Here is a 17,383-nt window from a genome sequence, read left to right on the forward strand (position 1 = left end):
GCGCCTGGCCGATACCCCGGATCACCCGCAGGTCGGCGCGCAGCTTCGTGACATCCTCGCCAGCGAACCGGATCTTGCCGGCCGCGACCGGGCGCAGCCCGGAGATCGCTCGCATGGTGGTGGTCTTGCCGGCACCGTTGGCGCCGATGAGCGCCACCACCTCGCCCTCGCCGACCCGCAGGGTGAGACCGTGCAGCCGACGGTCGTGTACGCCCCCGTGTCGTCCTCCAGGGTGAACGGGCCGCTCGGCCTCGCCGTGGTGTCGGTCGTGCGCGCCCCGGTCACCGATGCTGGGCCTGGCGGCAACGGCATGGTGCCGGCGCTCGCGCTCGGCGGCGTCGCGGTCTTCGGCTTCCTGCTCGTTCGGCTGGTGCTGATCGGCCCGGTCCGGCGGTTGCGGAAGGACGCGCTCGCCATCGCCGACGGCCGGCTGATGAAGACACGCGTCCGGCGATCGAGAACCCGGGACGTTGACCGGATCGCCGTCGCGTTCGAGCACTGCCGCTCGGACCTGGGCGGCACACCGGCACGCCTCGACAAACGGCGGCGCATGGGGATGGCCCCGTGGTTCGCGACCGGGATCACCGCCGTCGCCGTGCTCGGCTGGTCGGGTGGGGTGCTGGTGACCGTCGGCATGCAGGACGTCGCCGTGCCCGACTCGGTGCTGTCCAGCGCCCGCAACCAGACGACGACCGCGACGGACGCACTGCGCCGCAGCCTCAACGACGGTCTCGCCGACCTGATGTCGATCGCCTCGCTCACCGACCGCAACGGCAACGTCGACGTGCGGTCGAGTCTCGACGAGCTGATCGCCGGACAGTCGCGGTACCGCAGCGTGTACCTGGTCGACCAGGCCGGCCGGGCCACCTCGGTGGTCGGCCGCGAACCGTTACGCACGGCCGAGCCGCTGCCGGCCGAGCCCGGCCTTCGCCTGGCGCGGGGCGACGCCCCGGTGCCCGTGCTGTTCGCCCAGACGCCGCTGCCGAACGGCCAGGCACTCGTCGGCGAGTTCGACCTCGACCACATCGCCAGGCTGCTCAGCCGCGCGCCGGGATCGGTCCGGCTGGTCGACAACGGTCTGCGCACGATCGCGGCCACCGACGGCTTCATCGCCTTCGCCGACCTCAGCGTCGAGCTGCGGGACAACGCCATCAGGTCCGGCGCGGGCCGTCCGGTCGCCAGAGCGCAGGACGGCACCGCCGGCCGGGCCGTCGTCGTGTCGGCTCCGCTGCGTGGCGGAGCGAGCGGCGCGCTCGGGTGGAAGGTCGTCGCCGAGCAGCCGGTCACCGACCTCGCGCTGCCCGGCAACGAGCTGCGGCAGGGCGCCATGGTCACCGCGCTGGTCGCCGCGCTCCTCGCGCTGCTGCTGTTCGGCTGGCAGTACCTGCTGCTGATCCGGCCGCTGCGCCGGGTGGCCGAAGCCGCCGACGAGATCGTCGCCGGCCGGTACAAGTCGGTGGTCTACCCACAGCACCAGGACCAGATCGGCACGATCGCCTCGTGCCTGGAGATCTGCCGGCAGGCGATGACCGACGGGGTGCGCCGGCTCGGCGGTGTTCGCCGGCCGAGCGGCGCGGCGACCGACGTCACCGAGATGATCGCCGTGGTGCCCCCGGCGCCGCCGAAGCAGTCACCCAAGGCGCCGCGGCGCGGGCAGAGTCAAGGCACACGTCAGGCCGCCCGTAAGTCCACGCGTCCGTCCCCGTCCCCTGCCCGGCGAGGTCGCTGATGGTCTTCCTGTACTGCGTTCTGCTCCTCGGCAGCGGGTTCCTGTTGCTCTGCGGCATCGTCGAGCAGCGCCGCCACTACGCCAACCTGAAACGGATCCCGCGCCGAATAATGATCAACGGAATTCGCGGCAAGAGCTCGATCACCCGGCTGTGCGCCGGCGCGCTGCGCGGCGGCGGGCTGGTCACCGTGGCGAAGACCACGGGCACCGCGGCCCGGTTCATCCACCCCGATGCCAGCGAGGAACCGGTCTACCGCAAGTTCGGGATCGCGAACGTGATCGAACAGATCGGCATCGTCCGGCGGGCGTCGGCGTACCGACCGGACGCGCTGGTCATCGAGTGCATGGCGGTCATGCCGGACCTGCAGGGGATCAGCCAGGACAAGCTGATCCGCTCGAACATCGGCGTGCTGTGCAACGTCCGCGAGGACCACCTGGCCGAGATGGGCCCGACTCTCGACGACGTCGCGCGGTCGCTGTCCAGGACGATGCCGGTCGGCGGGATCTGCGTGACCGCGGAGCAGGAGCGGCTGCCGCTGCTCAAACGCGAGGCCGCGCGCCGCGACTGCAAGCTGCTGGTCGTGAACCCCGAAGCGGTCACCGACGAGGAGATGGCCGGGTTCAGCTGGATCACGTTCAAGGAGAACGTCGCGATCGCGCTCGTGGTCGCCGATCTGCTCGGCGTCAACCGGCAGTCGGCGCTGGCTGGCATGTGGGCCGCGCCGCCCGACCCCGGCGTGCTCGAGGTCAAGCGGTATCTGGTGGACGGCAAGCTGCTCCGCGTCGCCAACGTGTTCGCCGCCAACGACCCCCAGTCGACGCTGATGAACGTACAGCGCCTCGTCACCTCGAAGGCCATCCGGCGGCCACTGCACCTGGTCATCAACTGCCGGCCGGACAGGATGGAGCGCAACGGCCAGATGGGCGCGATCGTCGGCGACATCAACCCGGAGCGGGTCATCCTGATCGGCGACCCGACCCGCAGCGCGCGGGTGACCATCCCGCAGCAGTGGCACGACAGGATCGTCGATCTCGGCGGCAGTCGCAGCGCGACCGAGCTCGTCGACGAGATCGTCGGCGGGATCGACGAACAGGCCTCCCTCGTCACCGTCGGCAACATCCACGGCCAGGGCGAGCTGTTGCTCGAGGAGCTCGCCACGCTGCCGGCGGCTCCCGCGGCCGCCGTGCGGGAGCCACGCGACCAGCCGCTCGACCGGGAGCAGGCCAGGCCGAGCCCGTACCGACGACCTCGGCGGGGCCCCAACGTTCCTCCCAGGAGCCGGCTGGCGCCGGCGAGCGCACCCGTGACGCAACCGTCGCCCCGCAACCGAAACCGGCGTGAGTCGTGACCACCTACAGCCTCGTACCCGAGGTGGCGACCCTCGGATTGGCCATCGGGTTGCTGTTCTCGCTGATCTGTTATCTGACCACCAACCTGTCCCCCGGCGGGATGATCACCCCGGGCTGGGTGGCGCTGACCCTCGTCGAGGACTACCGCCGTGCGGCGCTCGTGGTGTTGATGACCGCGCTCACCTTCAGTGCGAGCAAGATGCTCCAGAAGGGAGTGATCCTCTACGGCAAGCGCCTGTTCGCCGCGGTGGTGCTCACCGGCGTGTTGTTCCAGAGCACGCTGTTCCTGTTGATACAGCGGGACTTCCCGCTGCTGTTCGCCCACCAGACACTCGGTTTCGTCGTGCCTGGACTGATCGCCTACCAGCTCGTGCGGCAGCCGCCGGTGTCCACGTTGCTCGCCACCAGCACGGTCAGTTTCGCCAGCTACGGCGTGCTGGCCAGCGGTGTGCTCGTCGGGCTGGTGCCGACGATTTGAACCAACCCTCCCCGTCGGACGTGCCTGAGAGCATGGCACGTGATCCCGGAAAGCAAGGCTCCAACCGGGCTCTGCGGACAGGCGTGGTGCTGGCGGTGATCGCGCTGAGCGCGTTCGGCGTCGTGCAGTTCGCCCGTCAGCAGGCGAGCGGCGACGCGAACGCACCGGCGACCGCTTTAGCGCTCCAGGACGGAGGAAACGCGGCCGCGCCAGGCGCGGCCGCCGCGCCGGCCGCCGGCCCGGGGTTCGACCGGCTGGAGAACCCAGGCAGAACCGTGGTGCGGGACCAGACAGGCGCCGTGATCGCCACCTTCACGGACGGCGCCAGGACCGTGGCGATGACCGGGCCGGCTCGGACGTTCACCGAGGAGAGGTTCACCACGGCGACGATCACCACCACGACGTGGGTCCGGCTGGCACCGGAGCCATGGGCGCCCGGTGCGGAGAAGGCCGAGTGGTTCGCCCAGTGGTTCGAGACAGCGAAAAAGGACACGAGCCCCGACGTGTTCGACATCGCGATGCAGTACGCCGACGGCGCCGCCGAGGAGACGAACCCCGACGGACTGCTGTTCCGTGGCGACGCGATCTTCGGCCCGGTGGAGCCGCAGGGCGTCGCACGGCTGGAACAGTCCGACTTCCTCGACTACCTGGGTATTCCCTACAAGTTCCCTGACGTGAGCAAGAAACCCAAGGCGGCGCACAAGGGCGCCCTCGACTGTTCCGGCTTCGTGCGCATGGTCTACGGCTTCCGGCTCGACTATCCGTTGCTGGGCACCAACAACGCCGGCCCCGGCCTGCCGAGGCGCGCGTGGGCCATGGCGGAGAACGGCCCCGGCGTCGCACTGATCCCCAACACCCGCACCCGGGTCACCGACTACGACGCACTGCAGCCAGGCGACCTGGTGTTCTTCGAAGTCGAGGGCGGCGTGGACGAACTCGACCACGTCGGCATCTTCGTCGGCATCGACTCGACGGGCCACTACCGCTTCATGTCGAGCCGGGAACGAGCGAACGGCCCGACGTTCGGCGACCTCGGCGGCACGTCCCTACTCGACGACGGCGGCATGTACTCGAAGGGCTGGCGCGCCGCCCGACGCATCTGAGGCTAGCTCCACGGACGAGGGAAGGTGTCGCCGGCGAGTCGGTCGCCGGCGACGAGGTCGAGAGGGTCGGTGACGACGTGCGCCGTGCCGCTGTAGGTGGTGGCTTCGTCCATGTAGATGATGACGTGTGCGAACCTGGCCAGGTCCGTGCGGTTGGGCAGGGCCATGTGGCCGGTGTATCCACTGTGGAACGTGCAGTCGCCGGCTCGCAGCGGCACGGTGACGCGGGGGATCCAGCGTAGCGACGGGTCCTGCTCGAAGAGGTCCTCCTCGTGATGGAGGTCCTGCGGCCGCAGCCCGGTGCGATGTTGTGTGCCGGGCAGGAAGGTCATGCAGCCTCGCTCGGGTGGCACGTCGACCAGCGCTATCCACGCGGACAACGGGAGCCGGTCACCGGCGTGTGGCCAGTATGGACGGTCCTGGTGGAACTCGGTCGCGACGTTGTTGTGCGGCTCCTTGACCAGCATCTGATCATGCCAGAGCCGCAACGGGAACCCGGCGAGTTGCTCGGCGACGCGGCCCACGCGCGGGTCGAACGTGAGCGCGCGGAGGGTCCCGTCGTGTTGCCAGACGTTGACCAGTTGGCTGAAGGCGCCCTGCTTCTCCAGGCTGTCCGCGCGGTGCGCGGTCAGGAACGCCTCGGCACTGGTCCGGAACCGCTCGACCTGGTCAGGACCGAGGACGCCACGCACTCGGACGAAACCATGTTCGCGGTACGCAGCCACCAGCTCGTCCGACACCCGGCCGTCGGCGCCGACATCGCTTGTCATCTCTTGTCTCCAATGCTCTTCGGATAGCAACCAGTGTCATGGCGGTGTGCGGGCGGCGGCTAGTCGGATCACGGCCAACAGTCGTACGATCCCGAGATGCCCCAGACCCTGCACGAACACACGTTGTTCGCGGACGGACCGATCTGGGGCGGCGTCCACCACCTGAACGCGGACGTCGGGTCACACGCACACGACTTCCTGGAGATCGCCGTGATCGGCGCCGGTCGCGGTGCACACGTGACCAGTCTGGGCGAGCACGGGCTGCGACGTGGCGACGTCCTCGTGCTGCGCCCTGGTGCCTGGCACGGGTTTCAGGACTGCGCCGACCTCACGGTGGCCAACTGCTGCCTGTCAGCCAAGGCACTACGAGCCGAACTGGCTCCACTGCACAACATCCCGACACTGCGCCGAATACTGTGGACAGACCCGATGGCGTCCGGCACACACGGCATCGCCACGATGACCGTCGACCCCACCGCCGCCGAAGAAGCCATCGCCGAGATCACCCAACTCGAACACGACCTCGCGGCCAGGCCGGCCCGCCCTGGCCGCACACTCGGCCGACTGATCTCCGTACTGGGCATCCTGACCGACGGCCGTCCCCCCGAACCCACGACCGTCGAGTCCACGATCCACCCCGCAGTGGCGGCAACGATCACCCGACTGGAGACAACCCCCGCACACCAGTGGCGACTGGACGAACTAGCCCGAGCGGTCAACCTGGACCCCGCCTACCTCGGCCGCCTGTTCACACAACACATCGGTTTGACCCCCATGAACTTCCTGGCCCGAGTGCGGGTCGAACAGGCCGCCACCCTCCTCGCACACTCCACCCTCCCCACCGCCCAGATCGGCGCCACCGTCGGCTGGGACGACCCGACCTACTTCGCCCGCCGTTTCAGAACCCTGGTCGGACAAACCCCGAGCGAATACCGCCGACGCCACCAACCCGAGCCGACACCCAGAGAATCCCCGTGAGGACGCCTGCCAGTGCGGCGCGAAGACGGTACGAGTTGATGCCACCGGCGATGCCCTGAAAGACGCTTTCAGGTCGTTGAACGTCACCAGCGCGTCGTTCGAGACATCGGCGATGCCGCGAACGCGTCTTTCAGGACACCCAGCGAAGCCGCGCCGGGCGCACAGTGCCCGACGCCCACGAAGCGGGTCAGGCCGCGCCTCTCGCGAGCCGCGACACCCGACAAGATCATCGGGCTGGCGTCATGAAGGACGCTTCAGCACGGCCCAGCGCCCCCATCGCGCGAGGGGTCAGGTGGGTGGGTTGGGGTGCGGGTACTCGTGGATGAGGGTGCGGATGTCGTCGACGGGTTCGTCCATGCTGGCCCACTTGGCTCGGATGCGGTCGAGGTAGGAGCGGACCGTGGGGATGGCGATGTTGAGGCGGCGGGCGGTGGCGGCCAGGGTGCTTCCGGTGCCGTAGAGGTAGAGGACGTGGAGTTCCTGCGGCGACAGCTCGGGTGGGTCGTCGTTGATGAGGGTCATGAGTTCGGTGGTCAGTGCCAGGTGTCCGGTGTGGACGGTGCGGATGGCGTCGGCGAGTTTGTCGGCGTCGTCGTCCTTGATGAGGTAGCCGGAGGCGCCCGCGCGGATGGTGGTGCGGACGTGGCGGCGGTCGCCGTGTACGGAGAGGACCAGGACGGCGGGGACGCTTGAGCGCAGGGCGGCGACGTTGGCGGCGGGGTCGGTGCCGTCCTCCAGTTGTAGGTCGAGCAGGACGACGTCGGCGGCGGGCCTGGCGGCGAGGTAGTCGGTGACCGTGGTGGCGGTGTGGGTGATGGTGATGTCGGTGGTGTCGGCGAGCAGGGCGCGCAGGCCGGCCGGGACGAGTTTGTCGTTGTCGATGACGGCGGCCCGGATCATCGACGGTTCGCTGGCCTCGCTCATGCCGGCCACCGCAGGTCGATGCGGGTGCCCTCGCCGAGATGGCTGTCCACTGTGGCGGCTCCGCCGACCTCGCTCATTCGCTCGATGATCGAGTGCCGGATGCCGTAGCCGAGCTCGGTGGTGGCCGGGTCGAATCCCTTGCCCTGGTCGACGATCGCCACGGTCACCACGCCGTCCCCGCTTGTCATGGCGGTGAGGCGGGCGCGGGTGGTGCCCGCGTGCGCGGCGACGTTGCTCAGTGCCTCCGCGCTGGCCCGGCACAGGGCGTCGGTCACGGTGCCGAGGAGGATGTCGGGCAGGTTGGCGAAGTGGTACTCCACCCGCAGCCCCAGTGCGGCACTGGCTTCTATCAGTGCCAGGGAAAGATCGGTGAGGGTGCCGCCGGTCTCGTCGGGAGCGGCGCCACGCAGGATGTTGACGCTGATCGCGCATTGCTTGCGCACCAAGGGATCGGGGTGCGCGGCAGGCCCGGGGCCGGCGATCACGGTCAGGATGCGCAGTGGCCCGTCGTGCAGGGCGCGGTAGCGGCGGACCTGTTCACGGAAGTGCCTGGCGCGTTCCTCGTTGTGTGCGCGCTGGGCGGCGAGCCGTTCCCGTGCCGTGATCACCTGTGTGGTGGCGATGTCCACGTGGTGGGCCACGCGCCGTAGCCGCTGGACGAACACCAGGCCGCACGTGGCGGTGCCGACCTGCCAGCCGATCGTGCTGAGCAGCGAGGCGATGTCCGCGCCGCCGTCGGTGATGGGTGCCTGGCCGACGAAGTAGGCGGCGGCGAGCGTGGCGCACCCGGCCGCGGTGCTCCTGGCCGAACCGCTGACCAGTGCCACGGACACCGCGACGCTGACCGTGATCGGCTCGAGGTACGGGTTGGCCAGGTTCGCGAACAGCGCGGTGGACACCGCCAGTGGCAGGACGACCATGGTGACGGCGGTGACCGTGACGTCGACGACGAGCACCCAACCGGGCACCGCCGCACGGCGGAGCACAAGCGTGATCAGCACCGCGCTCCACCCGAGGAGAACCACGTAGACGGTGGTGGCCAGCGCGACGCTGGTGTAGGCGTGGTTGTGCGCGGCGGCGAGGACGCTCAACGCGACCATGGTCAGCGCGGCCAACCGGGACGCGACCACCACCGCCGCCACGACACCCCGCACCTGCCGGTGTAGACCCACCACACCCGGCAGGGCCGTCTCCGCGTCCTGCTCGAACCGCACCCGGTCCAGCCTGGCACCAACTCGCCAACACGTCCATGCCGCACCTGTGCGGCATGGACCGACTCCGAACGGGTGGTGGAGTCTGGCCAAACGGTCGAGTTCAGGAATTTCGCCTATCTCATGGAGGTGTGGTTGATGCGTGCTCGTGACCGTGGCCGTGCCCTGGCCCAGATCGTGGCGCTGGGCGCCGCGCTGGCGGTGGTCTGTGCCGCCGCGCCGGGGACTGCCATCGCGGAGCCTGAGACGCAACAGCAGCAACCGCAACAGCAGCGGGTTTTCAAGATGGTCGTCGTCGGGGACTCGTTCTCGGCCGGCCAGGGGGTACGCGGCCCCAGCAACGGAAGAATGGAGCCGCGTATCTACTTCGACTCGACGGACCCACGTCACCAGTCGACGGAAAGCGCGGCCATCCAGGCGGCGGCACGGATGCAGGCGGCGAACCCTGGCCTCAAGGTCGAGGTGACCATCGTGGCCTCCTCCGGCGCGGTCACCACGGACGTGTTCGAGACCCAGCGAAGAGAGCCGTTGGAGTCGATTCCCGGCAACACGACGCAGAACCCGACCGACCCGAGCACCTGGCGCGACGAGAACGACCTGGTCGTCAACACGAAGCAGCTCGACCAGATTCCCACCGACGCTGACGCGGTGGTCATCGGCCTGGGCGGCAACGACGTGTACTTCGCCCCGTTGATCACGTCGTTCACCCCCTTCGGGGAGAACCCCGACTCGGTGATGGCCAAGGCCAATCCGTTGCTGGACAACACACAGTCCGACCAGGCCTACCGCGACCAGGCAAAACAGGGCAAGGCCAACAAGACGCCGGGCCACGAGCCCACGCTGATCGCCCGGCTGCTCCAGGTCATGGCGGCGGTACAGGACAGGGTGCCGAACGCCAAGATGTTCCTCCAGAACTACCCGATGGCGGTCAACCCGAAACAGACATCCTTCAACAGCCCGCTGGACTCCGGCGAGCTGGAGAAGCTGGGGAAGTTCGGGGAGCAGGTGAACGAGGCCATCAAGCGGGCCGTCGAGATCTGCGGATGCGCCGACCTCATCGACGTCTCGAAGGCGCTGAAGAACCGCGAGCTCTACACCAGGGACCCGGCGATCAACAACCTCGCCAAGGCGTTCAGCCTCTCGAACCACCCCCACTGGGACCGGGACGAGGCGGCCCACCCGAACATCAAGGGTGCGAGTCTCATGTCCGACCACATCAACGAGACGGTGGCCAAGAGGTTCGGCTTCAAGATCCCGCCACGGCAGAAAGACAACCGGACCGACATCCGCGGCATCACCATCAAGAACACCCCCGCACCCGACACCGACGGCGACGGGGAGCCCAACTACCGGGACAAGGACTGGGACGGCGACGGAACTCCCAACACCGAGGACCAGACTCCGAACACGCCGAACCAGACCCAACAGTCGCCGCGACCGACGGACTCCCCCACGGACCGGCCGACCAACCAACCGAGCACACCCGCCCGGCCGGACCCGGCACCCGCATCACCGCAGCAGCCCAACCCCGCGCCGCCGCAACCGAACCCGGCAGCACAGCAACCGAACCCGGCACCGCAACAGCCGAGTCCGGCTCCACAGCAGCCGAGCCAGGCACCTCAGCAGCCCAGTCCGGCACCGCAGCCAAACCCGGCGCCATCGCAGCAATCGCCCCCTGGATCGCAGCCAAACCCTGGGGCACAGCCAAACCCGTCGCCACAACCGAACCCGGCAACGCCACCGAACGGTGGGCCGCAACAGAACCCGTCCCCACAGCCGAACCCCGCACCACCACAGCAACCCAACCCCGGGCAGCAACCCAACCCATCACCACAACCGAACCCAGCGCCGCAGCAACCCAACCCGTCCCCGCAACCGAACCCCGCACCACCGCAACAACCCAACCCCGGGCAGCAACCCAACCCAGCACCACAACCGAACCCCGCACCACCGCAACAATCAAACCCGGCACCGCAAACCTCGTCGGGGGCGAAACGCTCGACGGTCATCCCGCCCTCGACGCCCATGAGGTCGCCGGCCGCGCCGTCGATGCCGAAGCCGCCGTCGGCGCCCAGCCTCCAGGGCAGCATCGGTCCACGGGGCAGCCAGCCGGCGCCGATCGACCGGCTCGGCACGCCGCCACCCCCACCCACCGTGACCGTGCCCTCGCCACCGACGAAGAACCCCTTCCCACTGGGCGGCAGCAAACCGCCGTCGGGCTCCTCGGGTGGTGGTTCGACACCCAGCACGCCGCCACCGCCGCCGCTACCAGAGAAGGCACCGCCACCACCGCCACCGCCGGACTCGTTCATCGGGTCATGATGTCCTGACGTAGCCCCAAGAACGCCGGGCCCGGCCATCCGCCGGACCCGGCGTTCCCACTCAGCGGAGCTACCACCGAGCGCCCTGAAGGTGCCCTTCATGACGCTCAACCCCGCACGCCGTCCTGTGGATCCGACGGCCGGTGTCCGCGCGATGAAGGACGCGAACGGCCCACCGGCGATGCCCCGAAAGACGCTTTCCTGTCGTTGAACCCGGATCCACCGATGATCATGCTGCCCGTGTGTGGTTCTGTGGCTCCGGCGAGCGAAGCACCACATCGCGGGCGGTTTCCACGCGGCCAACGGCGTGGTATGCCACCGGCGCTGTCTCGAAAGACGCTTCCCTGTCGTTGAACCCAGATCCACCGATGATCACGCTGCCCACGCGCGGATCTGTGGCTCCGGCGAGCGAAGCACCACATCGCCCGGGAAGCCCGGTGCCGCGAACGGCGTGTGTGTGCCACCGGCACTGTCCCGAAAGACCCTTTCGGGTCGTTGACCGTCATCAGCGCGTCTTTCGAGACATCGGCGATGCCCCGAACGCGTCTTTCAGGACAGACACCCAGCGGGTGCGCGTCGGGCGCGCAGCGCCCGACGCCCGCGAAGCGCCTGACCAGGCCCACAACTCTCTCGCACGGTGCAGCATCCCGACAAGATCATCGGTGGATTGAGGTTGAACGTCCCCAACGCGTCGCTCGTGACATCAGCGATGCCCCGAACGCGTCTTTCAGGACATCAACGCGCAAGCCATTCCGCGCGGTCGGCGATGCCGCGGGCGACCGTGCTGTCCGCGAACAGCTCGTCGAGGAACGCCGTGTTGTGTTCGTGCACAGCGTGTTCCGCGTCGGTTAGCGGGCTGGTCGCGCCGAGATCAAGCAGCCACAGTGGACGAATGATGGCGCCGCGCGACACCTTGGCCTTGGCGGCCTTCAACCCGGCATGTATCCATCGGATCCCCCGTTCGGCCGCCCAGCGAACCTGCTCGTAGTACAACAGGTTGAAGTACTCGTAGGCGTTGCGCAGACGCGGGTAGTCGAAGCCGGTCCAGCGTAGGAAGATCGTGTCTCGCCACACGTAGTACAGGCAGAAGCCGACAGGCGTGTCGTCCAGTGTGCACAGTGCGACCATCGCGGCGTCGCCGAGGCATCGTTCGTGGTTGCGAAATGTGGCCAGGTCCTCTGCCGTGTCGTAGTCGTGGCCGTACTTGGATTCCGTGCGTACCGCGAGCGGTGCGATGGCCGTGCTGCATTCCCGCAGCGGCAGGCGTTGGATTCGGTAGCCCGCCGCGGTGAACGCCGCCATCTCCTTGCGGACGGACGTCCGCCGCTTACTGGGCAGCACGGCGAGCCAGGCGTCGAACCCGCCGTCGGGCACGGGCAGCCAGGCGTCACATTCCAGCAGCACGGCGGGTGCTGGGACGCCCGCGGCGCGGAACAGCCGTACATCCTCGGTGGTCAGGTACATCGCCACACAGGCCTCGTCGGCTGCCCGCGCACGGAGTTCGGTGAGCAGTTGGGTGATCGCGCCGGGTGTCGGCGCGGGAGTGGCCCGCAGTAGTCGCGTCTGGTAGCCCTCACGCGGGCCGACGACAAGATCGCCGGTCGGGAGGGTTGGCAGTGACCGACTGGTCAGCTCGGCGTTCCAGTCGTACGGGGAACCCGCCAGGTCCGCGCCGCTGAACAGCGGAACCGCGACCTCGGCCGCACCGTTGCCGACGACCACCGCGTCGACCACTCCCCCGTGCTCGGTGGCGCAGAAGTCGAGCCAGTTCGCGCTGGAGTAGAAGTCGCGGCCCACCAGTTCGTCCCATGAGGCTCGCGAGATGGCGTCGAGCTCAAACCGTGTTCGTTTCACCGTCCGTCCCAACCGCCGAGATGTCGGCATGGCGCACCGCGGTGAACCAGAACAGTAGGGACAGCACGAGCAGCGGCACCGCGCCCAGCATGATCGCCGCGCGAATACCGAACAGGTTCCCGAGCACGCCGGCGAGCAGCGCGCCGATCGGGATCGTGCCGTAGATGATCAGACGGAAGGTCGCGGTGATCCTGCCGAGCAGTCCGGCCGGGGCCAGTGCGATGCGCACGCTCAAGGTGTGCACGCTGAAAACGCCCAGCCCGAACCCGTACACCACGAAGCCGGTGATCAGCACGACGACCGCGAGCGCGGGCGTCGCCGGCGCGAACGGGACCACCACCAGTCCGGCGGCGCTGACCACCATCGAGCCGACGATGCATCGGCCGGTGCCGATCGCCGCGGCCGCCCGGCCGGCGACCAGCGCGCCGACCAGTCCCCCGACGGCGGCCGTGGTGAGGATGACACCGAGTCCGCCCGCCCCGAGCCGGAGCTCGCGAACACCGAACAGCAGGTACAGCGTGAGCACGATCTGTTCGAACAGGTTGTAGACCGCGGCCTGGACGATCAACAACCGCAGCACGTGGTGACCAAAGATCGCCCGCATCCCGTCCGCGATCTCGGCGCGTATCGGCCGGCGCTCGTGTTCCGGTCTCTCGACCACTTCAGGTTTGCGGATACCGAGGAAGGTCGCGGCAGCCAGCAGAGAAGTTCCGGCGTTGGCGACGAGTGCGACGGGGGCGGTCACCAGTTGCACGAGCACCCCGCCGACACCGGGCCCGCCGATCTGCGCGATCGAGTACGTCGTCTCGAGTTTCGCGTTCGCCTCGATCAACTGCTCGCGAGACACCAGGGACGACAGGTAGACCACGTACGCCACGTCGAACACCGCTGCCAGCAGCCCGACCGCGAAGGTCACCAGGTAGAGCAGACCAAGCGAGAGCACATCGGTCAGGTAGCTCACGGGAATCAACATGATCAGCAGGAAACGAGCCAGGTTCGTCCAGATGAGCACCGGCCGGCGCCGGTGCCGGTCCAGCCAAACCCCGGCGAACAGCGTGATCAGGACGACCGGCGCGTACTGCAGCGCGGTCAGCAGGGAGACCTCGGTCGGCCCGGCGTTGAGGGCGCTGATCGCGGTCAGCGGTACGGCCACCAGAGAAATCTGTGCCCCGGTCTGGGAAATCGTCTCCCCTGACCACAGCAGGAGGAAGTCGCGGTGTCGCCACAGACTGCTCCGCCGCCCCTGTTCGGCGGTCTGCTGGCTCATCATGCTGCTCCAAGTTGAACGAACCGTGACCGTACCCAGGCGCTACGGCGCGGTCACGTCGTTCACCGCGCTCTGTGCGTACTTCGTTCAGTACGTGCTCTCCTGCTGGGATGGCGGCCGCAGCCGCAGGCCGTGCGTGCCGCCGTCCACGGCGAGCACCGTGCCAACCGAAGCGCCCGACAACGGGCTCGCCAGGTAGGCGATCGCGCCCGCCACCTCGTCGGCCGTCACCAGACGACCCATCGGCTGGCGCGCGTCGAGCGCGGCCCGTTCGGCCGCCGGATCCGCCGTTCGGTTGAGCAGCCGGTCCACCCATGGCGTGGCCGCGGTGCCAGGGGCGACGCAGTTGACCCGGATGCCCTCGCGGAGGTGGTCCGCCGCCATGGCCAACGTCAGTGCGTACACAGCGCCCTTGCTGGCCGAGTACAGCACCCGCTTCTCCAGCCCGGCCCACGCGACGATCGAGCACGTGTTGACGATCGCCGCGGCGGGTGAGCGCCGCAGGTGCGGCAACGCGTGCCGGGCGACCCTGACCATGCCGACCACGTTGACGTCCAGTACACGCAGCCACTCGTCGTCGCTGTTCCCGGTGACGTCCCCGACCGCGCTGATCCCGGCGTTGTTCACCACCACGTCCAGCCGGCCGAACCGCTCGACCACAGCGTCCACAGCGGACTTGACCTGGGCGTCGTCGGTGACGTCGGCCTCGATGCCCACGATGTCGTCCGGCAGCCCGTCCAGCTTGAGATCCAGTGCCGCGACCTCGGCTCCCCTGCTCTGCAGCAGTTTCGCCGTGGCCAGGCCGATACCCGACGCACCGCCGGTCACGATCGCGACCAGTCCCGCGAAGTCACTCACCTGTTCTCTCCTGTCTACTTCGGACCATCAGGGAAACGACACGAGACGCCGTGTGACGGCGTGGCAGACAGAGCTTGGCGGCCAACAGCCCGGCCAGGCCGACCGTCACCCACAGCGCCCATGGGTCGATCGCGTACACGGCGCCGCCGACGAGCGGTCCGACGCCCGTGCCGATCGTGTACGCGACGAAGTACAAGCCCTGGTAACGGCCGACCATCCCCGGCGGAGTCAGACTTCCCAGGTAGGCGTTGGCGATGGAGCTGGACATCATCTCGCCGAGCGTCCACATCAGCACGGTCGCCGACAGCAGGACCATGTCGGTCATGAACCCGGTCAGCGCGAGACCGACTCCGATGAGCAGGTTGCCGATGGCCAGCACGTACTCCGGCCGGTACCGGGCGACCAGACCGGTGGCGGGCAGTTCCAGCACCAGGACCAGCAGACCGTTGAGCCCGATGAGGAGACCGAAGTCGCGCGCGCTCAGCCCCACGTCGCTGACGTGCAGCGGAAGGCCGACGGTGGTCTGGATGTAGACGAACTCACCGACCAGGGTCATCAGCAGGAACCGCACCAGGATGCGGTCGGCGAGCGCCTGCCGGTACCCCACCGCCCGGTCCACCCGCGTGTCCGCGTCGTCCTGACCGGACCTCGGCGAGGGCTCGTCCCGCAGCAGCACCGCCACGACCACGCCGAACAGCAGGCACGCGGCGGCGTTGCCGAGGAAGAGCTCCACATAGGACGTGCTGGCCAGCACCCCGCCGATCACGCCACCCAGGGCGGCGCCGAGGTTCATCGCGAACCGGAACACCCCGAAGGCGGCGAGCCGTTGCTGGTGGGTCGCCACGGAGTCGACCAGCACCGCGGCCGCGGCAGGGCGGTAGATCTGCGACGTCACCCCGATGAGACCGACCACCGCGACGATGACCGGGAAGGGGCCGAGGAACGGCACGACCGCCGTCAGCCCGGAGGTGGGCACGGCGGACACCACGATGGTCCATCGCCGGCCGATCCTGTCGGCGAGGTAACCACCGACGGCGTTGCCGAGCACGTTGCCCAGACCGGACACGCCGAGCACGAACCCCGCGGCACCGGCGGAATAGCCGCGCCCGGTCAGGTAGAGCACGATGAACACGGGCAGGAAGTTGCCGACCCGGTTGACCAGGACGCCGAGGCTGACGATCCACACCCGGCCGGGCAGGGTGCGCAGCGCGTCACGGAACCGCGGCTCGGCGACGCCCGACCGGTCCGGCGGCACGGCGTTCACACGATGGGCTCGGTGCGCACGTGGATCGCCGCGGCCAGCCGTTTGCAGTTGGCGATCGCCTCGGTGGCGTCGGCGCCTCGGGCGACGACGTAACCGGCGATGTCCTCGTTCCAGGTCAGCGGTCGTATCTCGTCGCCCGGCTCCACCTTCACGTGGAGGGCGACGAACGCCGGGTCCGCGCGCACGGTGTCGACGCCGGTCACCTCCACGACCCGGCCGGGCTCCGGCGTGAGGGCCCGGAGGGCCGCTCCGCCCAGCGGCTCCGGCGACGCGGTCAGCGGCTCCACCATGCCGAACCTGGCGCCCAGCGTGTAGCGCTCCATGTCGACGCCGTAGGCGGCCTCGACCATCTCGTTGACCGCGTAACCGCCGATGCGGTTGTGCGACTCGATGATCCGCGGGCCGCGCGAGGTCAGCCTGATCTCGGTGTGCGCCGGACCGTTGCGCAGCCCGACCGCGTCGAGGACGTCCGTCACCAACCGCGTGACCTCGCTCAGTGTCTCTGGCGAGCAGCCGCTGGGCTGCAGCAGTCCGGTCTCGACGAAACCGGGGCCGCTGAACTGCTCCTTGTCGGTCACCCCGACGACCACGTGCCGGCCGTCGAAGCTCAGGCTCTCCACGCTGACCTCCGGGCCGTCCAGGTACTCCTCCATGAGGAACTCGTCGAAGGAGTCGTCACGGAACAGGTCCCCCGCGACCCAGTGCCCGTCGTCGAGGGAACGGAACCGTTCGGCGACGGAGTCAACGTCGGCCTGGTCGCGGATGCGGAACACCCCCAGGCTGCCCGACTCGCGGATCGGCTTGACGATGATCGGGAGTCCGTGCGCGGCGACGAAGTCCCGAACGTCCTCTGTGGAACGTCCGATCGCGGAGGCCACCGGGCTGATGCCCTTCGCGTTCAGGAGCTGGCGCATCCGCCACTTGTCCAGCAGCAGTTCCACGGTGTCGACGGACTCTCCGCCGAGGCCGAGCGCCTCGTTGACCCGCGCCGCCGGCAGTAGCCCGAGCTCGAACAGCGCCACGGCCGCCTGGAACGGGTACGCCTCGTGCAACGCACGGACCAGCGGCAGGAGCCGGTCGATGTCGCCGTAGTCGAGCAGCAGTGCCTGGTCGACTACTGGCCAGTGGCCGCGGTCGTACTCGTTCGGGTACTGCACGTGCACCACGTCCAGACCGAGCTCCCGGGCCTTGCGCACGAACTTGAGCTTGCCGCCGATGATCAGGACGCGAGGCCGTCGGTCGGTGGGTACGACATCGTTGGACAACGTGGCTCCCT

At 69.0% G+C, this 17,383-nt stretch carries 15 protein-coding genes; 6 read left to right on the forward strand and 9 right to left on the reverse strand.

Features of this window, described 5'->3' with window-relative positions; all coding sequences use genetic code 11:
• The coding region (locus tag VF106_RS38940; protein WP_414639160.1) for an ATP-binding cassette domain-containing protein at nt 1-196 on the reverse strand (196 nt) is incomplete at its 3' end.
• On the opposite strand from VF106_RS38940, the gene VF106_RS38945 reads away from it, so the two are divergent.
• Genes VF106_RS38945 through VF106_RS38960 form a run of 4 tightly spaced genes read left to right on the forward strand, consistent with a single transcriptional unit; the run spans nt 191 to nt 4,660 of the window.
• Nucleotides 191-1,729 (forward strand): cache domain-containing protein, encoded by a 1,539-nt coding sequence (locus VF106_RS38945; protein WP_330845009.1) that lies wholly within the window; start codon nt 191-193, stop codon nt 1,727-1,729. The genes VF106_RS38940 and VF106_RS38945 overlap by 6 nt on opposite strands.
• On the forward strand, nt 1,729-3,078 hold the full coding sequence (gene pgsB / locus VF106_RS38950; protein ID WP_330845010.1) for a poly-gamma-glutamate synthase PgsB: 1,350 nt from the start codon (nt 1,729-1,731) through the stop codon (nt 3,076-3,078). The genes VF106_RS38945 and pgsB overlap by 1 nt, the downstream gene beginning before the upstream one ends.
• Nucleotides 3,075-3,557 carry a poly-gamma-glutamate biosynthesis protein PgsC/CapC gene (locus VF106_RS38955; RefSeq protein WP_330845011.1) on the forward strand — a complete coding sequence of 161 codons (483 nt, stop codon included), beginning with the start codon at nt 3,075-3,077 and terminating at the stop codon, nt 3,555-3,557. Before pgsB ends, VF106_RS38955 begins: the two co-directional genes overlap by 4 nt.
• A gap of 32 nt (nt 3,558-3,589) precedes the next feature.
• Complete coding sequence (locus tag VF106_RS38960) at nt 3,590-4,660, forward strand: C40 family peptidase (protein ID WP_330845012.1); 1,071 nt, start codon at nt 3,590-3,592, stop codon at nt 4,658-4,660.
• 2 nt (nt 4,661-4,662) lie between these two features.
• Here VF106_RS38960 and VF106_RS38965 read toward each other — a convergent pair whose 3' ends face one another.
• Nucleotides 4,663-5,430, reverse strand: a complete 768-nt coding sequence (locus VF106_RS38965) for a phytanoyl-CoA dioxygenase family protein (protein ID WP_330845013.1) — start codon at nt 5,428-5,430, stop codon at nt 4,663-4,665.
• Between the two features lie 96 nt (nt 5,431-5,526).
• Here VF106_RS38965 and VF106_RS38970 point away from each other — a divergent pair, with 96 nt between their 5' ends.
• Nucleotides 5,527-6,408 (forward strand): helix-turn-helix domain-containing protein, encoded by an 882-nt coding sequence (locus VF106_RS38970; RefSeq protein WP_330845014.1) that lies wholly within the window; start codon nt 5,527-5,529, stop codon nt 6,406-6,408.
• A 288-nt stretch (nt 6,409-6,696) separates the two neighbouring features.
• Here the strand turns inward: VF106_RS38970 and VF106_RS38975 are convergent, their stop codons facing one another.
• Together VF106_RS38975 and VF106_RS38980 are read right to left on the reverse strand one after the other, a co-directional pair.
• The gene (locus VF106_RS38975) at nt 6,697-7,332 is read right to left on the reverse strand and encodes a response regulator (protein ID WP_330845015.1); all 636 of its coding nucleotides are present in this window, start codon (nt 7,330-7,332) and stop codon (nt 6,697-6,699) included.
• Entirely contained in the window at nt 7,329-8,546 is a 1,218-nt protein-coding gene (locus VF106_RS38980) for a sensor histidine kinase (RefSeq protein ID WP_330845016.1), read from the reverse strand. The genes VF106_RS38975 and VF106_RS38980 overlap by 4 nt, the downstream gene beginning before the upstream one ends.
• A gap of 135 nt (nt 8,547-8,681) precedes the next feature.
• Between VF106_RS38980 and VF106_RS38985 the strand changes: the two genes are divergently transcribed.
• Nucleotides 8,682-10,865, forward strand: coding sequence for an SGNH/GDSL hydrolase family protein (locus tag VF106_RS38985; RefSeq protein WP_330845017.1), 2,184 nt, complete (start codon nt 8,682-8,684; stop codon nt 10,863-10,865).
• Between the two features lie 734 nt (nt 10,866-11,599).
• Here the strand turns inward: VF106_RS38985 and VF106_RS38990 are convergent.
• The 5 genes from VF106_RS38990 to VF106_RS39010 all read right to left on the reverse strand — a co-directional run bounded on the left by VF106_RS38990 (nt 11,600) and on the right by VF106_RS39010 (nt 17,372).
• Entirely contained in the window at nt 11,600-12,718 is a 1,119-nt protein-coding gene (locus VF106_RS38990; RefSeq protein ID WP_330845018.1) for a GNAT family N-acetyltransferase, read from the reverse strand.
• Nucleotides 12,699-13,985, reverse strand: a complete 1,287-nt coding sequence (locus tag VF106_RS38995; protein WP_330845019.1) for an MFS transporter — start codon at nt 13,983-13,985, stop codon at nt 12,699-12,701. The genes VF106_RS38990 and VF106_RS38995 overlap by 20 nt, the downstream gene beginning before the upstream one ends.
• Before the next feature lie 87 nt (nt 13,986-14,072).
• Entirely contained in the window at nt 14,073-14,843 is a 771-nt protein-coding gene (locus VF106_RS39000; RefSeq protein WP_330845020.1) for an SDR family NAD(P)-dependent oxidoreductase, read from the reverse strand.
• On the reverse strand, nt 14,836-16,107 hold the full coding sequence (locus VF106_RS39005) for an MFS transporter (RefSeq protein ID WP_330845021.1): 1,272 nt from the start codon (nt 16,105-16,107) through the stop codon (nt 14,836-14,838). The genes VF106_RS39000 and VF106_RS39005 overlap by 8 nt, the downstream gene beginning before the upstream one ends.
• Nucleotides 16,104-17,372, reverse strand: a complete 1,269-nt coding sequence (locus VF106_RS39010) for an ATP-grasp domain-containing protein (RefSeq protein ID WP_330845022.1) — start codon at nt 17,370-17,372, stop codon at nt 16,104-16,106. Before VF106_RS39010 ends, VF106_RS39005 begins: the two co-directional genes overlap by 4 nt.
• Between the last annotated feature and the right edge of the window lie 11 nt (nt 17,373-17,383).

Origin of the sequence: Actinophytocola sp. (assembly GCF_036378875.1) — a bacterium.
In the GTDB taxonomy this organism is placed as follows: domain Bacteria; phylum Actinomycetota; class Actinomycetes; order Mycobacteriales; family Pseudonocardiaceae; genus Actinophytocola.

Excerpts from the sequence above, each read along its gene's own strand:
- pgsB (WP_330845010.1), top strand. The coding sequence starts at position 1,729 with ATGGTCTTCCTGTACTGCGTTCTGCTCCTCGGCAGCGGGTTCCTGTTG.
- VF106_RS38960 (WP_330845012.1), top strand. The coding sequence starts at position 3,590 with ATGGCACGTGATCCCGGAAAGCAAGGCTCCAACCGGGCTCTGCGGACA.
- VF106_RS38965 (WP_330845013.1), bottom strand. The coding sequence starts at position 5,430 with ATGACAAGCGATGTCGGCGCCGACGGCCGGGTGTCGGACGAGCTGGTG.
- VF106_RS38970 (WP_330845014.1), top strand. The coding sequence starts at position 5,527 with ATGCCCCAGACCCTGCACGAACACACGTTGTTCGCGGACGGACCGATC.
- VF106_RS38975 (WP_330845015.1), bottom strand. The coding sequence starts at position 7,332 with ATGAGCGAGGCCAGCGAACCGTCGATGATCCGGGCCGCCGTCATCGAC.
- VF106_RS38985 (WP_330845017.1), top strand. The coding sequence starts at position 8,682 with ATGCGTGCTCGTGACCGTGGCCGTGCCCTGGCCCAGATCGTGGCGCTG.
- VF106_RS38995 (WP_330845019.1), bottom strand. The coding sequence starts at position 13,985 with ATGAGCCAGCAGACCGCCGAACAGGGGCGGCGGAGCAGTCTGTGGCGA.